At 46.9% G+C, this 18,259-nt stretch carries 16 protein-coding genes; 14 read left to right on the forward strand and 2 right to left on the reverse strand.

Annotated elements, in window-relative coordinates:
• The first annotated feature begins 16 nt into the window (after nt 1–16).
• The 7 genes from ruvX to ABN764_RS16795 all read left to right on the forward strand — a co-directional run bounded on the left by ruvX (nt 17) and on the right by ABN764_RS16795 (nt 6,534).
• Nucleotides 17–433 carry a Holliday junction resolvase RuvX gene (ruvX, locus tag ABN764_RS16765; RefSeq protein ID WP_021257001.1) on the forward strand — a complete coding sequence of 139 codons (417 nt, stop codon included), beginning with the start codon at nt 17–19 and terminating at the stop codon, nt 431–433.
• Between the two features lie 9 nt (nt 434–442).
• Nucleotides 443–742, forward strand: coding sequence for a DUF1292 domain-containing protein (locus ABN764_RS16770; RefSeq protein ID WP_021257000.1), 300 nt, complete (start codon nt 443–445; stop codon nt 740–742).
• Nucleotides 739–1,038: a DUF1292 domain-containing protein gene (locus ABN764_RS16775; protein ID WP_028531388.1), complete on the forward strand. Its 300-nt coding sequence runs from the start codon at nt 739–741 to the stop codon at nt 1,036–1,038. Before ABN764_RS16770 ends, ABN764_RS16775 begins: the two co-directional genes overlap by 4 nt.
• A 97-nt stretch (nt 1,039–1,135) precedes the next feature.
• The gene (mltG, locus tag ABN764_RS16780; protein WP_446672573.1) at nt 1,136–2,197 is read left to right on the forward strand and encodes an endolytic transglycosylase MltG; all 1,062 of its coding nucleotides are present in this window, start codon (nt 1,136–1,138) and stop codon (nt 2,195–2,197) included.
• Nucleotides 2,198–2,214: 17 nt separating this feature from the next.
• Nucleotides 2,215–3,150 (forward strand): peptidase U32 family protein, encoded by a 936-nt coding sequence (locus ABN764_RS16785; RefSeq protein ID WP_446672574.1) that lies wholly within the window; start codon nt 2,215–2,217, stop codon nt 3,148–3,150.
• A gap of 17 nt (nt 3,151–3,167) precedes the next feature.
• Nucleotides 3,168–4,508: a peptidase U32 family protein gene (locus ABN764_RS16790; protein WP_174811197.1), complete on the forward strand. Its 1,341-nt coding sequence runs from the start codon at nt 3,168–3,170 to the stop codon at nt 4,506–4,508.
• 139 nt (nt 4,509–4,647) lie between these two features.
• Complete coding sequence (locus tag ABN764_RS16795; RefSeq protein ID WP_446672575.1) at nt 4,648–6,534, forward strand: peptidoglycan D,D-transpeptidase FtsI family protein; 1,887 nt, start codon at nt 4,648–4,650, stop codon at nt 6,532–6,534.
• A 61-nt stretch (nt 6,535–6,595) separates the two neighbouring features.
• Here ABN764_RS16795 and ytvI read toward each other — a convergent pair whose 3' ends face one another.
• A complete protein-coding gene (gene ytvI / locus ABN764_RS16800) occupies nt 6,596–7,756 on the reverse strand; it encodes a sporulation integral membrane protein YtvI (protein WP_174809474.1) in 1,161 nt (386 codons plus the stop codon).
• A gap of 191 nt (nt 7,757–7,947) precedes the next feature.
• On the opposite strand from ytvI, the gene ABN764_RS16805 reads away from it, so the two are divergent.
• The 7 genes from ABN764_RS16805 to ABN764_RS16835 all read left to right on the forward strand — a co-directional run bounded on the left by ABN764_RS16805 (nt 7,948) and on the right by ABN764_RS16835 (nt 16,217).
• On the forward strand, nt 7,948–9,324 hold the full coding sequence (locus ABN764_RS16805) for a polysaccharide deacetylase family protein (protein WP_268625933.1): 1,377 nt from the start codon (nt 7,948–7,950) through the stop codon (nt 9,322–9,324).
• 521 nt (nt 9,325–9,845) lie between these two features.
• On the forward strand, nt 9,846–11,576 hold the full coding sequence (locus ABN764_RS16810) for an ABC transporter substrate-binding protein (protein ID WP_446672576.1): 1,731 nt from the start codon (nt 9,846–9,848) through the stop codon (nt 11,574–11,576).
• 84 nt (nt 11,577–11,660) lie between these two features.
• The gene (locus ABN764_RS16815; protein ID WP_044353996.1) at nt 11,661–12,617 is read left to right on the forward strand and encodes an ABC transporter permease; all 957 of its coding nucleotides are present in this window, start codon (nt 11,661–11,663) and stop codon (nt 12,615–12,617) included.
• A gap of 16 nt (nt 12,618–12,633) precedes the next feature.
• Nucleotides 12,634–13,554 carry an oligopeptide ABC transporter permease gene (gene opp4C / locus ABN764_RS16820; RefSeq protein WP_072730375.1) on the forward strand — a complete coding sequence of 307 codons (921 nt, stop codon included), beginning with the start codon at nt 12,634–12,636 and terminating at the stop codon, nt 13,552–13,554.
• Nucleotides 13,555–13,563: 9 nt separating this feature from the next.
• Entirely contained in the window at nt 13,564–14,547 is a 984-nt protein-coding gene (locus tag ABN764_RS16825) for an ABC transporter ATP-binding protein (protein WP_021256989.1), read from the forward strand.
• The gene (locus tag ABN764_RS16830) at nt 14,544–15,512 is read left to right on the forward strand and encodes an ABC transporter ATP-binding protein (protein WP_072730376.1); all 969 of its coding nucleotides are present in this window, start codon (nt 14,544–14,546) and stop codon (nt 15,510–15,512) included. The genes ABN764_RS16825 and ABN764_RS16830 overlap by 4 nt, the downstream gene beginning before the upstream one ends.
• A 159-nt stretch (nt 15,513–15,671) precedes the next feature.
• Nucleotides 15,672–16,217 (forward strand): dihydrofolate reductase family protein, encoded by a 546-nt coding sequence (locus ABN764_RS16835; protein ID WP_446672577.1) that lies wholly within the window; start codon nt 15,672–15,674, stop codon nt 16,215–16,217.
• 150 nt (nt 16,218–16,367) lie between these two features.
• Here the strand turns inward: ABN764_RS16835 and ilvD are convergent, their stop codons facing one another.
• Entirely contained in the window at nt 16,368–18,053 is a 1,686-nt protein-coding gene (gene ilvD, locus ABN764_RS16840) for a dihydroxy-acid dehydratase (protein WP_142543393.1), read from the reverse strand.
• Nucleotides 18,054–18,259: the final 206 nt, after the last annotated feature.

Raw genomic sequence — 18,259 nt, forward strand, 5'->3', positions numbered from 1 at the left:
TACTGGGAGAGACTGAATGAAGATTCTTGGCTTGGATTACGGAGATCGACGGATCGGTGTCGCGATAAGCGATGCTTTTGGTTGGACGGCACAAGGACTTGAAGTCATTGAGCGCCGCAAACCAGAGAATGATCTGAAGCGACTTGGTGACATTGTGAAGGAGCACGGCGTGGAAGCCTTCGTCCTTGGACTGCCGAAGAACATGAATGGCACAGTCGGACCTCGGGGCGAGCTAAGCATGTCATTTGCAGAACAGTTGAAGCAGTCGTTCGGATTGCCCGTTCACCTGTGGGATGAACGCTTGAGTACGGTGTCGGCAGAACGCGCATTGCTGGAAGCTGACGTCAGTCGCAAGAAGCGTCGACAAGTCATCGATAAGATGGCGGCAACCATTATATTACAAACATATCTTGACTATCAATCAAGAAGGTGAGGGGTTACTATGACACGAGATGAACATTTGCAAGAAGAACCGGAGATCATTTATATTCCGGACGACGAGGGCAACGAGGAAGAATTCGAAGTCATTATGAAGTTCGATGTAGATGGCACGGACAAAAAATATATGATGGTCGTACCTGTCGATTCTGATGATGAAGATGCGGATGAAGTGTATGCGTTCCGTTATGAAGAAGAGGACGACGATTTGAAGCTGTTTACCATTACGGACGAAGAAGAATGGAATATTGTCGAGGAAACGTTCAATACGTTATTTACAGCGGATGAGGAGAATGAAGGGTGACCGAACGACTTGAACTTCAATTGACAGAACAGCTAAAGAATGCCTTCGGTCAATTCGTTGAGATGACGGATGAGGCCGGTCACAGTCGTGTCCTATCGTTAATCGCTGAATTCCGGCTTGATGATCGAGCGTATGCAGTACTTCTTCCAGAAGGTGCTCAAGAACCGGAGCAGGAACTGTATCGCATTATCGGGAACGAAGCAGAAGGCTGGGAGCTCGAAACGATCGAAGATGATGACGAGTGGGAAGAAGTAGCTGAGCTGTATGATGAATTAACGTACCGAGACGAATTTTAATTTGTCGTTTGTAGAGTCGATGGATGGCATCGGCTAACTGATATTTTACGGAAAAAGGGCGGATTTCCGCTCTTTTTCCATGTAGGAGAGTGTGTGGATGAAGAAAGGCTCGAAGGTGCTGCTCACGATCAGCCTTGTGCTTCTACTCGTAGCTGGCGCTGGTGTTGGTTATATATGGAGCGGAATGCGTCCGCTCGCGCAAGAAGAACGGGAGATTCCCGTTTCGATCCAACAGGGCTCTGGAACAGCAGCAATCGCATCACAGCTGGAGGAGCAGGGAATTATTCGCAATGCACTCATTTTTAAAGTGTATTTGAAATGGAACGGGGAGGGAAGCCGCTTCCAAGCGGGGAAATACACGTTCCGTCCCGGTGTTACCTATGACGACATTATCGCGAAGCTCAACAGCGGGGAAGTCGTTCCGGAAGAAATGGTTCGCTTCACAATTCCAGAAGGTTATACCGTAGAACAAATTGCGGACAAACTAAGCAATGATGGCGTTGTGGATAAGAATCGCTTCTTGAAGCTGGCAAATGATACGGCTTGGCTTAAGGGACAGGCCCCGATCGCTGCGCATATTCCGACTGACGCCAAGTTGAAGCATCGACTTGAAGGATACTTGTTCCCTGAGACCTATGAGTTGAAGAAGGGGAGTTCTGAGGAAGAGATCATTGCACGGATGGTGCAAGAGACAGAGAAGCGATTGTCGGAGGCTTCCACAACTTGGGAATCCGATTTGAAGACGCGTGGGCTGACGCTGCACGATATGCTGACCTTGGCTTCGCTTGTTGAGCGAGAAGCGGTTGTGGATGCTGAGCGTCCATTGATTGCGGGCGTCATCGATAATCGAATTGCGAAGGGGATGCGTCTGCAAATTGATGCCACCGTTCAATATGCACTGGACAAGCCGAAGGAACGTTTGTATTATAAGGACTTGGAAATCGACAGTCCTTACAACACGTATAAAATAGATAAATTGCCGCCAGGGCCTATTTCCAGTCCAAGTACGGCCTCCATTCAAGCAGTATTGAAGCCGGAGGCTTCAGAATATTTGTATTATGTGACGAAAAAAGACGGCACCCACACGCATCTGTTCGCCAAGACATTCCCAGAGCATCAGCGTAATATCGAACAGAGCAAGAAAACGGCAGCACAATAGAAAGCGGTGAAATGAACATGACTTATCAACCTGAATTGCTTGTTACCGCAGGCAGTGTTGAGGAATTGGAACGCTTGCTTCAAGCAGGCGCGAATGCAGTCCTCGTCGGGGAAGAAAAATATAGCATGCGCATGCCAGGCGAAATGACCATTGCAGATATCGAGGCAAGCCTACCGATCGTCCGCAGCCATAACGCCAAGCTGTATGTTGCAGTAAATAATATTATGCATAATGAGCATCTGAGAGATCTGTCGTCTTACTTGAAGCAACTTGAGGAACTGGGCGTTGATGCGATTGCCTATGGCGATCCAGCTGTAATTATGGTTGCACGAACAGCAGCGCCAACCCTTCGTCTGCAGTGGAATGCGGAGATGACATCGACGAACTACCGGACAGCTCAGTACTGGCAGAAGCGTGGCGCAAGCCGTATCGTTGCTGCCCGCGAGCTGAATCTGGAGCAAGTGGTAGAGATGAAGCGCGAGCTTCCGGATATGGAAGTTCAAGTTCAAATCCATGGGATGACGAATATTTATCATTCCAAGCGCCATTTAGTCCATCATTACATGCGTCATCTTGGCAAAGAAGAAGGCACATATGAGGTAGGGATGGAGCAGAAGCTGTTCCTCGTAGAGCGTGAACGTCAGGATGAGAAGTTCCCGATGTATGAAGATGCGAATGGAACACATATCATGAGTTCAGACGATATGTGCATCATCGAAGATTTGAAGTTGCTGCTCGATGCGCACATCGACAGCTTTAAGATCGAAGGAATTTTAAAGTCTATTCATTATAATGAAACCATTGTTCGCGTGTATCGCGAGGCGATTGATAGCTATATTGTCGATCCTGAAGGGTATTCCATGAAGGAAGAATGGCTGGAACGCATTCGTGCAGTTCAAGATCCAGAGCGAGAGCTCTCATTCGGATTTTTCTATAAAGAACAAATGTATTAAGGAGGGGGCGTACAACGATGAGTACACAAACGAAACGTAAATATAACGGCAAGCGATATCGCTTGGATAAGCCGGAATTACTTGCTCCCGCCGGTAATTTGGAGAAGTTGAAGTTCGCCATTCACTACGGTGCGGATGCCGTATATATTGGCGGGCAAAAATACGGTCTGCGTTCCAATGCGGACAATTTCAGCTTTGAAGAAATGCGTGAAGGTGTGGAGTTTGCTAAAAAATATGGGGCGAAGGTGTTCGTAGCGACGAATATTTATGCGCATAATGAAGATGTCGAAGGCTTGGAAGAGTATCTTCGCAATCTGGAGAATGCGGGCATTAGTGCCATTATTGCTGCAGATCCATTTATCATTGATACTGCCATGCGCGTGGCGCCGAAGCTGGAGGTTCACGTAAGTACACAGCAGTCCATCGCGAACTGGCAGACGATTCAATACTGGAAAGATGAAGGCATGCCTCGCGTCGTCTTAGCTCGGGAGACGAGCATGGATGAGATTCAGGAAATGAAAAATCACGTTGACATCGAAATTGAGGCCTTTATTCATGGTGCGATGTGTTCTTCTTATTCTGGACGCTGCGTGTTGTCCAACCACTTCACAAACCGTGATTCCAACCGTGGCGGCTGCTGCCAATCATGCCGTTGGAAATACGATCTGTTCGAGGATGACCGTGCAGATGCCATGGATATGATCAGCGAAGAGGAAGCTTCCGGTTCTTCTGTATTGGAGCAGTTCCGTCTGGGCGTCAATCAAAAGGCGTTGTTCGATGAGAATGACAATGCGTTCGCCATGAGCGCGAAGGACTTGTGCATGATTGAGCATCTGCCGGATCTGATCGACGTTGGGGTGGACAGCTTCAAGATTGAAGGCCGGATGAAGTCGATTCACTATGTGGCTACGGTCGTTAATGTGTATCGGAAAGTCATTGATGCGTATATGGCCGATCCGGACAATTATGAGCTGAAGCAGGAATGGCTGGATGAGATTTACAAGGCGGCTAACCGTCCTGTCAATACAGGTTTCTTCTACGAAGAGCCGGATCATGAGGATCATATTTACGAGCCGGAAGACAAGCCGGCACCTTATGATTTCGCTGGATTGGTTATGGACTACGATGCTGAGACAGGCATAGCGACGGTTCAACAGCGCAATCACTTCAAGGTTGGAGCCGAGGTTGAGTTCTTCGGCCCGAACAATACGTTCTTCAAGCAAAAGGTAGAGAAGCTGTGGGATACAGAAGGCAATGAGCTGGATGCAGCTCGCCATCCGCTGCAACTCGTGCGTATGAAGGTCGAACAGCCAGTTACGTATTTCGATATGATGCGTAAGAAGAATGCCAAAGCGTAAATGATTTAGAATAACGGAATAAGTGAGCCCTTACCGGAATGGTAGGGGCTTTTTTTTGTGCAGAAATAATGCCGAGTAGGTGTGATCAAAAGGATAGGTTGGCGCATGAACTAGCGCTTGTGGTTATGCATAAGGAGAAGTGGGCAGTAATGGTACTAATAAGAAGAAACGGACATCGTTTGTGGAGAAGGAGGTGGATGAAGTGTTGTCGCGCCAACGTTCGAAGCGGCAGAAGCTCATGTACAATCGGCTTGTTCTGCTCGCATGTGCCATTACCGTAATGATCGGAATCTATATTGTTAGATTAGGCTGGCTCCAGCTGTTGTTCGTGCACAGCAAGGTGGATGATGGAGTCCATACTGTTCTGCAGCGCACCGTCATTCAACGGGCACGTGGTGCAGTACTGGATGATGGACGCGGCTCGATCGTAGATCGGGCTGGGCGCCCGTATACGGGTCAGGTCGTGAAGGCCCTTGTCCTCTTCCCAGTGAATAAAAATGCTATTCGTACGGATGCAGTTCGGAGCATGGCGCTCTGGCTGCACGAGTCAGAACAAGAAGTCCGGCGTCGATGGGAGGAGCTTGTCGAACCTTACATTTGGCCGAATGAGAAGGATAAAAAATTGCCCTTCGAGCTGAGCGCGGAGCAGGCCGATCGAGTTCAATTATCTGATTGGGAAGGGATTCGAGTACTTCCATATACAGTTCGATATCCGCTTCGTCAGCACACTCCGCAATGGGTAGGGGCTATCGCGGATATGACGGATATATCGAACAATGAGCATCTCAAGAAGAGTGGCAACAATGCTGATTCAAGTATTGTTGGTGTATCGGGTTTGGAACGAACGTTTGAACCATTGCTCAAGGGATTGGGCGCCACGACTGTCGTCCATTATACAGATGCAAGTCAACTGCCGCTGCATGGACTCGATGTGCGCTTGCGGCGTCCTGATAATCCATATTATCCATTAAAGCTTATTACGACAACGGATCAGACAATCGAAGCTACTATTGAGCAAGTACTTGATCGGTATCATATTGAGAAGGGATCGGTAGTCGTCCTTGATGCAGCAACAAGGGATGTGGTGGCGATGGTGTCCCGCCCTGCCGCAGATCCTTATCATATTGAGCCGGAGAAGGCAGCGTGGAATAATCGGGCGACTAAGGCCCTCCCGCCGGGGTCTGTCTATAAGCTGTTCATTGCGGCTGCCGCAATGGAAGCGGGACTGACGCAACTGAATGAACGCTTTTCCTGCGATGGGCATTATGGGAAGTACGGTCTAGCGTGCTGGCTGCCAGAAGGGCATGGTACGTTGACATTGCGCGAGGCATTGGCAGAGTCGTGCAATGAAGTGTTTGCTGAGTTGGGAGAACGATTGACAGGGAAGCAGCTATTGAACTATGCCAAGACAATGGGGCTAAGCGGGCTTATTGGTATGGCTTCGGATGATGGGATGGGCCACCGGAGTTTGCGGCACTTCGAAGGGGAGGAAGAGAGTCGGATATTTCCTGACAATGTACAGCCGGGGAATGTGTCGGGAGGAGAACGAGCTCAATCTGGTATCGGGCAGCGGAATGTTCGATTGACACCTTTGGCTGCAGCCAACTTCGTTGTAACGCTGCTTCAGAATGGAAACTTCGGATCACCACGATTAATTCAGGAAGTGCAGTATGCCACAGGAATGCCGATCGTTCGATTCCCTGTACAAGTCAAAAAGGAGCGAGTGATGAAGCTGGAGACAGCCCGTAACGTAATGAAAATGATGGTGGATGTCGTCCAGTACGGTACGGGGCAATCGCTTAAACAGACTTCCTGGAACGTTGCAGGCAAGAGTGGTACTGCCCAAGCTGAGGCATTTGGGACGGCTTACGTACATACATGGTTTGTAGGGTACGGCCCAGTTGAGAAGCCGCAGTATGCAGTGAGTGTCGTCAGCGAAGATGACGAATCTGGCACTTCGCATAAGGCAACAGAGGTATTCCGAGCTGTAATGGATGTGCTGGCTGCACAGCCTCCACATAAATAGCAGGCCAATCTTATCAAGGAAGATTGGCCTGCTATTTCATATCAACAAGGTATCATGGTTTCTACTTGTTCTTTGGTTCTCCGTTATCTTTATTGTCCTCATTTTGATCTGGAGAAGTATTGTCAAATGGATGTCCAGATACAAATTCTTCTTTTGGCATACGAATCCAACGTTTTAAATAACCTTGATCGTAAAGAGCTTTTATTAAGATCAAGAGGACGGTGGACATGACGATGCCGATAACCCCGAACAAGGACATGGACACGATCATGAAGGACAGCATCGTAAATGCGGATACCCCAAGCGATGTTCCCGTAATCTTAGGGTCAAGAATTTGCCGGATTAGAAGGGTGACGCCCATAACGACAGCAAGTCCAATGGCTAGCGATGTATTCCCGATAATGAACAGGTAAGCGATCCAAGGGATAAAGATAAATGGAATCCCTAAGAGCGGCAGTAAATCAAAAATTGCCGACAATAAAGCGACTAAGAAGGAATTGCTCACGCCAAGTACAAGCAGACCGATAAACACAATGACAAAGGTAACGGAAATCAGCTTCAGTTGAGCCTTTAAGTAAGCAGATAACCCCTTCAGAACATTTTCCTTTAGAAATATGTAGGCTTTAAGAAACGTGCGCGGCGTTTTATTGCGGGCAACTCTGCGCCAAGTATCAATCTCGATGCTGAGGAAATAGCCAAGGATGATCGCGATGGCAAAGTTCAGCGTAAACGTCGAGAAGGACGTTATTTGCTTAATGAGCAGGCTGAGCAATCCGACGATAAATTCGGAAATATGCTGGGCCGCATTGCCGGCATATTCATTGATGCGGCCAGATACATCAGGCGGCAGTGATTCATACCGGTTCTGCAAGTATGTGGCGATGTTCACCAATTCACTCTGAACTGCCTTAATATAGGTAGGCAGCTTGTCTTGCAGCTCGATTGCTTGATGCACGAGAATAAAACCGAGTCCAAACATAGCTCCTAGAATGACAAGTACGAACAATAAGACGGAGATGGCCGAAGCGATAGCTTTCCGCATACCCCGCCGGTGAAGAAATGCCGCCAGCGGTTCGATGAACATGAACACGATGAAGGCTAGAAAAATAGGGGCGGCTATCGAGTACAAGTAGCTAAACGTGTACATGATTAAATATGCAGTCAAAATCAACAAGGCGATATCAAATGCTGTCCGCCAATACTTACGGTAAAATGCAATCATAGAACAGACTCCTTTTCACCAAATAACAATATGATAATCATTGTACACGAAACGATTTCCCGTGCCTATTCTTTGTTCATTATGTTACAATAATAACAGTTCATACGTAGAGTAAGTATACGTATATGTTCAAGTCTGAAGAGCTTGAGAACGTTGCATTTTATTATGTAAATAAGAAACGGGGAACTGGGATGGTAGAATTCATTTTATTATGGGGGTTTTACATCCTGACGTTTTATGCGTTTCTCCCTGGCTTAATCAGCCGCCTGTTTGGATTTCGTGTCTTCCAGAAGGGACGTGCAGAACGGGAACTGGCATTGACATTCGACGATGGTCCAGATCCGATCTATACACCTCAGCTGTTAGACCTATTGAAGAAATATAATGCCAAGGCAACATTCTTTGTGGTTGGCATCCACGCAGAGCAGCATCCAGACGTGCTGAAGCGAATGCACGATGAGGGTCATCTTATCGGTATTCACAATTATGTTCATAAGTCCAACTGGCTGATGCGTCCAAAAACGGTGAAACGACAAATCCGTAAAACGTCAGACATTATTGAATCAGTAACTGGCAAACGATCGAATTACTATCGACCGCCTTGGGGGATTGTCAATCTATTCGATTATGGCAGATTGGGTCACTTGCAAATTATATTGTGGTCTGTTCTATTCGGGGATTGGCGGAAGAAGCTCGGCTCTGAACGCTTGTATCGGCGTATGATGAAGCGATGTCGGGGTGGGGAAGTTCTGCTGCTGCATGATTGCGGCCTTACACTTGGGGCAGATCGGGAAGCGCCAGCGAATATGCTGGCGGCATTGGAACGGTTTCTAGACGAAGCGGAGAAGCGCGAGCTGCGCTGTGTCCGTATCGATGAGCTCATTCGATTGACCGATCAAGCCCGGATGAAGAATCCAAGCTTGCTTAGACGCATGGTCGTACGTCTCTGGTTTCTCTATGAGAAAGCCTTCCACTCCGTCTTTGCGTTGAAGACAACGAACCATGAACAGCCTGTGTTTCATTTCCGTGTTCGTCCGTATCATGGCAAGGCCGTAGTCTTAGATGACGGAGTAGAATTGAAGCATAATGACCTGGTGCTGGAACTGCATTTCGACAATCGACTATTATATGATATTGGTCATCGGTCGAGGAGTGCGATGCAAATTGCAATTCAGATGATACGTTCCGTAGAACGTACGCTGCCAGAGCTTGCTGATTACTTGCTAAGTGATCAGAATTTACGGGCGAATGTGAAAGCATTGTACGGAGTAAGCATGATGCACCGGGGACCCGAGCAATTCGGATTTACGGTACGAGATTTGCCAAGAGGATTATTCTCCTGGGTGTCTCGGAGATACTTGCGGCTGCTGATGAGCATTATTCATCCACAGGGACAAAATCGATTGAGGCAGCAAGCGGAACAGATGATTCCGAAGTTGATTATTATGTCGACAGAAACCTTGTTATCGCGTTATGGAAGAGATAGAAATTATGCATATGATGCGAACGCTTCTGAGCGGCTTGTGCTCGTCGATAAGAAAGTAGAGAATGTGGCGCATCCGTTATAATTCGATATATTTACCAAATAATAACATTTGATTTAAAAGCTCTGAAAAATGACATTGTTCATTTTTCAGAGCTTTTTTTGTACTCCTTAACGGAATGAGTATTTATGCAACTTTTATGCAAGAAAATAAAAATGCAGAAATGCACATTCTGAGAGGAATAAGTAGACAGTTATCCACTGAGGGGATACAATATAGTGAAATAGGATCAGATTTCCGTTTTTAGTATAAAAATAGTTTGATTTTTTGAGACGATTTTCCTATGATTGATAAAAAAAAGTTATCGAACGAAAATTAAAATCTTTTAAGGTAAAGCTGACATAAGCATTTACAAATACGAAATTATCAAGTAGTATTATGAAAAAATATTCGTCTCTTGCTGAGGAATTGGTCATTCTTTCTTATTTTATTGACCAATGTTCTATAAAAGAGTATATAGCCGAACATTCGAAGCTAACTAGGTAATATGTATACAACTTTTATACTAATTATAAATGTCATCTAAGAAATAAGGGGAGAATGTTGTGAAGAAAAGTCTTAGCACTATGATTTGCTTATTGTTGTCATTGACACTTATTCTGTCTGCTTGCGGAGGCGGGAATTCCTCTGAGGGTACAGACAAGACTACTGGCCAAAATACAGAACAACCGGCTGAAGAATTGGTAACCGATGGCTTGATTAAAGCTTCGGATGCATCCTTATCACCAGAGCTTGCGAAGAACCGCAAGGACACCATGATTATTGGTATGACGGCACCAAGTGGTATTTTCAACCCATTGTTTGCAGACTCTACGTACGATAACTTTGTCAATACTTCGGTATTCAGCAGCATGATTGAAGTGAACAAAGATGGTACTTATAAGGAAGGTATTGCAGAGAAATGGGAAATTTCTTCTGACAACCTTGTATACACGTTCACATTGCGCGATGGTTTGAAATTCAGCGATGGTACTTCATTGACTGCGGACGACGTAGCATTCAGCTTGACTGTATTGCACGACAAGTCCTATGACGGTCCTACCGACATTATTAAGGACGCTCATATCAAGGGCGGCAAAGAGTATAAAGAAGGCAAAGCAACATCCATCGAAGGCATTAAAGTATTGGATCCACGTACAATTCAAGTAACAACGACAGAAGTGAATGCATTGGCCTTTTCTGCAATCGGTTCTGTAGGGGTACTTCCAAAAGCAATTTACGGAAAAGACTACAAGCAAGGCAGCTTGGGCTACATGAAAGATACGTTTACGCAACCAGTCGGCAACGGTCCGTACAAGCTTGAGAAGTTCGTGCCGGGTCAAGAAGCTATTTTGGTAGCGAACGAGTTGTACTACCAAGGCAAGCCGAAGATCGAAAAATTGATCTACAAGTTTACGACAGAAGAAACCAATATTCAATTGCTGCAAGCAGGCGAGACAGATATGGACTTCATTACTGTGAACAAAGATACAATCGAGCAGTTGAAAGAATTCGGCTACTTGGATATTAACCTGTTCCCAGCGAACAGCTATGGTTACATTGCGTTCAACCACAAGCATGACCAATTCAAGGACAAGCGTGTTCGCCAAGCATTGACATACGGTCTGAACCGTAAGGAAATCGTTGATGCCGTATATCAAGGCTATGCAGACGTTCTGAACGTTCCGCAATCCAAAGTATCTTGGGCGTACACAGATGATGTGAATAAGTACGATTTCGATTTGGAAAAAGCGAAGCAATTGCTGGATGAAGCAGGCTGGAAAGTCGGCACAGACGGCATTCGTGAAAAAGACGGTAAGAAATTCAAGATTACATTCACAGCTATGACACCAAACCCTGTAAATGATGCGATTATTCCGCTTGCGCAAGCTAGCTACAAAGAGCTTGGCATTGAATTCACTGCAGAGCAAATGGACTTCAATGCAGCGGTTGATAAGCGTAAAAAAGGCGATTTCGACATGATGTTCATGGCTTGGAGCTTAACACCAGACCCGCAATCCGGAGAAAATGTGTTCAAGTCTGGCGGTTCCCAGAACGATGTTGGATATGCCAATCCGAAGGTTGATGAGTTGTTCACGAAAGCTGGAGCAATGGTCGACACAGAAAAGCGCAAAGAAATCTTTAAAGAGTTGTACAAAGAGTTGAATGAGGATCTTCCTTACATCTTCTTGTACCAACGTCGTGATATGTGGGCGAACAACGCTCGCTTGCAAGGCTTCGATATGTCGCCATACCGCAACTTCACTTACAGCTTGCCACAATTGCAAATTCAATAGCCGCAAGGCAAATGAATTATGCCTGCAAAATGCTCAGCCTCCGGGCTGGGCATTTAGGCTTATATAAAGCTAGGAGGAATAATTATGAAGCAATACGCCATTCGGCGGCTGTTACAATTGGTTCCTACGATAATAGGGGTATCCGTTATCCTGTTCGCCGTGTTTGCATTGGCACCGGGTAACTTTATCGATTCGAACCCGACTATCTCCAAAGAGCGCGCTGCTGAACTTAAAGCGATTCATGGTTTGGACAAGCCGCTTACTGAGCGTTACTTCACTTGGGCGAGCAACACACTCAAGGGAGATCTGGGGATGTCGATACAGCATAAGCAACCGGTTACAACAGTACTTAATCGCTATATGTGGAATTCCTTTATGATCGCTGCAATCGTATTAGTTTTATCATGGGCAATAGCAATTCTTGTCGGTGTATTTTCTGCTATCAGGCAATATTCATTTTTTGATGGGGTAGTTACGTTTCTCGTATTTGCCTTAATGTCATTGCCATCGTTCTTTGTTGGCTTATATGCAATTAAAGCGTTAGCTGTCGACTTCAAAATATTCCCTGTTGGCGGAATGTACACCTCCGGAAGTGAAGCTACCGGATTGGCGCACTTCTGGGATTTGGTTCATCATTTAATGCTGCCAGTCATCGTACTGACTGCACTGAGTGTAGGTTCACTTACTCGTTATTTCCGTACGAGCATGCTGGAAGTTATCCGTCAGGATTATATCCGTACTGCACGTGCAAAAGGCTTGAAAGAAAGAACGGTTATTTTCAAACATGCGCTTCGCAATGCAATGCTGCCTGCAATTACATTGCTGGGTATCGAGCTTCCGGGATTGTTCGGTGGCGCAATGATTACAGAGAAAATCTTCAACTGGCCGGGTATCGGCCGCATCAACCTGGAAGCAATCACGTCGCGTGACTACTTCCTGTTGATGGGCTTCACGATGTTCTTGGCATTGCTCACTGTAGTCGGTAACTTCTTAGCTGACGTGCTGTACCGCGTGGCCGATCCACGTGTACGCATGAAATAGAAAGGGGAAAAAGCTCGTGTCTCAAACTGCTACTAACTCTGCAGCTGCAACAGCTGCTTCGAAGACGAAGCCTGCTTCCCCGTGGAGGTTGGCATTTAAGCAACTTAGCAAGAACAAATTCGCAATGGGCGGAATTGTCGTTGTACTTTTGATGTTCATCATTTGCTTTATTGGCCCGCTATTCTCGCCGTATTCATTGGATACGATGGGCCCAATGAAAAATAAAGGTCCTTCCGCTACGCACTGGCTTGGTACGGACAACCTGGGACGCGACATCCTGCTGCGGGTTATGCTCGCAGGCCGCGTTTCCTTGATCGTCGGACTCGTGGCGATGATTATCTCTGTCACAATCGGTAGTACGCTTGGCGCGATTGCAGGTTACTATCGCGGATGGGTTGATTCCATCATCATGCGTCTAGCAGATATTATGATGTCGATTCCTAGTTTGCCGCTCCTGATTATTCTTGGTGCGGTTCTATCGGATATGAAGGTTCCGCCGGATAAGCGGATTTACGTGGTTATGTTCTTGCTTGGATTCATGAGCTGGCCGAGCTTGTCCCGTCTCGTGCGCGGACAGATCTTAATGCTGCGTGAACAGGAGTTCATGCAAGCGGCAGAAGTGCTTGGTCTGCGTGACCGCCGCAAAATCTTCCGCCACTTGTTGCCGAACACGATTCCGATCATTATCGTCGTAGCGACATTGACGGTTGCAGGTGCAATTCTGCAAGAGTCGGTATTGAGTTACTTGGGTCTAGGGGTAGTACCGCCGACACCATCATGGGGGAACATGATTACGGCCGCGAACAACTTGATTGATTTCCAGAAGCGTCCATGGTTGTGGATTCCGCCGGGTGTATGTATTTTCTTGACTGTAATTTCGATTAACATCATTGGTGACGGCTTGCGGGACGTCCTCGATCCGAAAATGAAGAGGTAGGGATACGTTATGTCAAATAACTTGATCGAATTTCGCAATTTGCGGACGAATTTCTATACTAGCAGTGGCGTCGTAAGAGCGGTCAATGATGTCAGCTTCTCAATTAAAGAAGGAGAAACGCTGTGCGTCGTTGGTGAATCCGGATGCGGAAAAAGCGTAACAGCGATGTCTCTTATGCGTCTTGTCTCTCCTCCAGGTAAAGTGGAGGGCGGGCAAATCTTATATAATGGCAAAGACTTGCTTGGAATTAAGGAACGTGAAATGCGCCAGATTCGCGGTAACGAAATCGCGATGATCTTCCAGGAGCCGATGACGTCTCTGAACCCGGTATTTACAATTGGGGAACAGCTGACAGAACCGATCCTGCTGCATAAAGGCGTTACGAAGAAGGAAGCCAAAAAACGCGCGATTGATCTGATTGAACTGGTCGGCATTCCACGCGCGGCACAAATTTTCGATGCATACCCGCATGAGCTTAGCGGTGGTATGCGTCAGCGGATTATGATTGCGATTGCGCTTAGCTGTGATCCGAAGCTTCTCATTGCGGATGAGCCGACAACAGCGCTCGACGTAACGATTCAAGCACAGATCTTGGACTTGATGCGCAACATTAAAAAGGAATTCAATACGGCGATTATGATGATCACGCATGACCTTGGTGTCGTAGCGGAAATGGCTGACCATGTTGTCGTTATGTATGCAGGTAAAGTGATTGAAGAAGCTCCTGTGCTTGAGCTCTTCAAAAATCCGAAGCATCCATATACACAAGGTCTCTTGAAGGCAAAGCCGGTCATCAATGAGCGTATGGAGCGTCTATATACGATTCCGGGACAGGTTCCGAACCCTGTTGAACTCGGAGAAAACTGTTATTTCAATGATCGTTGCGAGCATTGCATGTCCATCTGTACGGATAAGCAGCCTCAGCTTAAGGTGTATGACAACAAACATAAGACAGCATGCTGGCTGTATGAAAAGGGAGGGGACGTACAATGAGTCAACAACCGTTGCTACAAGTAGACAATTTGAAAAAATACTTCCCCATCCAAGGCGGTATTTTATCTAAAACGGTAGGCCATGTTCGTGCGGTTGACGGTGTGTCCTTCAGCTTGAATAAAGGGGAAGCGCTTGGTCTCGTAGGGGAATCTGGATGCGGTAAGTCAACTACAGGTCGTACCATTCTTCGCCTGCTCGACAAGACGGATGGACAAGTATTGTTCAACGGCGTAGAGATTCATGACTTGTCGAAAAAGGAATTGCGCAGTATGCGTCCCAAGATGCAGCTTGTGTTCCAGGATCCGTACAGCTCCTTGAACCCGCGTATCAAGATTGGCGATGCAATCGGTGAAGCCTTAATTGACCACGGCATTTCTTCGAAGAACGAAGTGCGTGATCGGGTCAAAGAAATTTTGACGATTTGCGGTCTGGCTCCTTACCATATCGATCGCTATCCTCATGAATTCTCTGGTGGTCAACGCCAGCGTATTGGGATTGCGCGCGCCTTGGTGCTGAACCCTGAATTTATCGTAGCGGATGAGCCGGTATCGGCGCTCGACGTATCGATTCAAGCACAGATCATCAATTTGCTGAGTGATCTGCAAGAGCAGAAGAACCTGACGTACTTGTTCATTTCTCACGACTTGTCGGTCGTTGAGCATTTGTGCAACCGTATCGGGGTTATGTACTTGGGCTCGCTCGTTGAGATGGCTCCTCGTGATGAGCTGTTCAGAAATCCGCTTCATCCGTACACGAAGGCATTGCTGTCTGCGGTGCCTGTACCAGATCCAACACGCAAGCCTGATCGGATCGTATTGCAAGGGGATATTCCAAGCCCGGCGAATCCGCCATCCGGCTGTAAGTTCCATACGCGCTGTCCGTTTGCGACAGACATCTGTAAGCAGGCGGTTCCGGAGTATCGTGATATGGGCGGCGGACATCAGGTTGCTTGCCATTTGGTCTAATTTGAATAATTCTCGTTATTTGCAGGCTGTCTCATCCAAGATGAGGCAGCCTGTTTTGCGTACGGTGGCAGAGAGAACTTTCCTTTATTAATATGACAGAGGATGACATCATTAAGGTCTATAATGAGGGAAACAAATCAATGAAAGGGGAGGCCATTTATGGCGCGAAAAATAATTCTTGATTTAGCCGTTACGATAGATGGTTTTATTGAAGGGAAGAATGGGGAAGTAGATTGGTGCATGATGGACGCTGAGATGGGATTTACTCATTTCTTACATCAAATTGATACGATTTTGTATGGAAGAAAAAGTTATGATTTATGGGGACAATTTACGCCGGAAAGCGAAAGTACGGAAGCTGAAAAAGAAATGTGGGAACTCGTTCACAGTAAAGAGAAGTATGTGTTCTCCAAGACGCAAAAAGGAACTGATAATCAAGCGATATTCATAAATGACAATATCCTTGAAGAAGTAAAGGCATTAAAGAATAAGCCTGGTAAAGACATCTGGCTGTATGGTGGAGCAAGTCTTATCACAACTTTTATCCGTTTAGGTCTTGTTGATGAATTCAGATTATCAGTTCACCCTGTTATTTTGGGTGAAGGGAAACCATTGTTTATGGATATAAAACAGATGTTGAATGTAAAGTTGGTTCATACAAGAACATTCTCCTCTGGCGTTGTACAACTAATCTATAGAACATAATATTGCATGTCAATAATCAAAACTATCATCATGAAGATCGGGATTGGATCGAGCATTGTTTAGCCTACAATTTATTTTTGCAGAACAAGAAGCCCGCTCGGTATAGCAGAGCGGGCTTCCTTATTGCAACAATACGTATTAAAAATAGAATTAGATCTTTAAAATACCGCCTTGGCTTGCATTCGTAACGAGCTTGGAGTAGCGGGCGAGATATCCGGACTTCACCTTCGGCTCGAAGCCTTTCCAACCAGCACGACGTCGTTCAAGCTCTTCATCGGATACTTGGAGCTCGATCTTGCGGTTGTTAAGGTCGAGTTCAATAATATCCCCATCTTCAACGAAGGCGATTGGGCCGCCTTCTGCTGCTTCAGGCGAGATGTGACCAATGCTGATGCCGCGGGAAGCGCCAGAGAAGCGTCCGTCTGTAATCAGACCTACCTTAGCGCCCAAGCCCATGCCGACAATTTGCGAGGTTGGAGCAAGCATCTCAGGCATGCCTGGACCGCCCTTAGGACCTTCATAGCGGATGACTACTACATGGCCTTCCTTGACTTTGCCGTTCGCTATACCAGCCAATGCTTCGTCCTGGGAGTCGAAGCAGATTGCAGGGCCCATGTGATGTCCGCCAACGGACGGATCAACCGCGCCGACCTTAACAATCGCGCCTTCCGGAGCCAGATTGCCGAACAGAACGGCCAAGCCGCCGCGTTCGCTGTGCGGGTTATCCAAGGTGTGAATCACATCGGTATCGAGAATTGGGCTGTCCGACACATTCTCACGCAATGTATTGCCTGTTACGGTAATGCACTCGCCGTGGAGGGCGCCTTCCTTCTTGAACAGTTCGTTCAGAACCGCGCTGACTCCACCAGCGTTGTGCACATCTTCAATATGATAATCGGAAGCAGGCGCAATCTTGGCCAAGTGAGGCACACGCGCTGCTACTTCGTTAATACGTTCAATTGGATATTCAAAGCCAGCTTCTCTTGCGATAGCAAGCGTATGAAGCACCGTATTCGTGGAGCCGCCCATGGCCATATCAACGGCAAAGGCATTGTCGATAGCTTCCATTGTTACGATGTCGCGCGGCTTAATGTCCTTCTCAATGAGACTCATCAGCTGCTTCGCGGATTTCTTGACGAATTCACGGCGCTCAGGCGCTACAGCAAGTATCGTTCCGTTGCCCGGAAGTGCAATTCCGAGTGCTTCTGCCAAGCAGTTCATGGAGTTGGCTGTGAACATGCCGGAACATGATCCGCATGTTGGACAACCATACTGCTCCAATTCTTGAAGTCCTTTATCGTCAATCTTGCCGGCTTGATAAGCACCAACACCTTCGAACACGCTGGAGAGGGAGATGGAGCGGCCGTTGGAATCCTTACCAGCCTTCATTGGCCCGCCGCTGACGAATACAGTCGGGATGTTGACGCGCAATGCTCCCATAATCATACCTGGTGTAATCTTGTCACAGTTCGGAATACATACCATACCGTCGAACCAGTGTGCGGATACAACGGTTTCAAGGGAATCCGCGATAATCTCACGGCTTGGTAGCGAGTAGCGCATGCCGATATGGCCCATGGCAATCCCATCATCGACGCCAATGGTATTGAATTCAAATGGAACGCCGCCGGCTTCGCGAATGGCTTCCTTTACAATTTTACCGAATTCCTGCAAATGTACATGACCGGGAACGATATCGATATACGAGTTGCATACTGCAATGAACGGCTTGTCGAAATCTTCTTCCTTAACGCCTGCGGCACGCAGCAAGCTGCGGTGAGGCGCGCGATCAAAGCCCTTTTTAATCATGTCTGAGCGCATCTTTTTGGCTGTCATATGGTAAACCTCCATCTCATGTCCTTCCCGTCGCGCGGGACGAGTCCTATTTTTCTACTTCTTACATAAAATCGAACTTTTGAATGGCTTTTTCTAGTGCTTGCCAATGGGTTTCTTAGTAGTCTATCACAACTGTTGGGGTTTATCTACCAATCCATTCTAGGCGAACACGCTGTTGCACACACAAAAACACCGCAAGAAAACAG

It is taken from the genome of Paenibacillus wuxiensis, from assembly GCF_040195695.1.
Classification (GTDB): Bacteria; Bacillota; Bacilli; order Paenibacillales; family Paenibacillaceae; genus Paenibacillus_B; species Paenibacillus_B suaedae.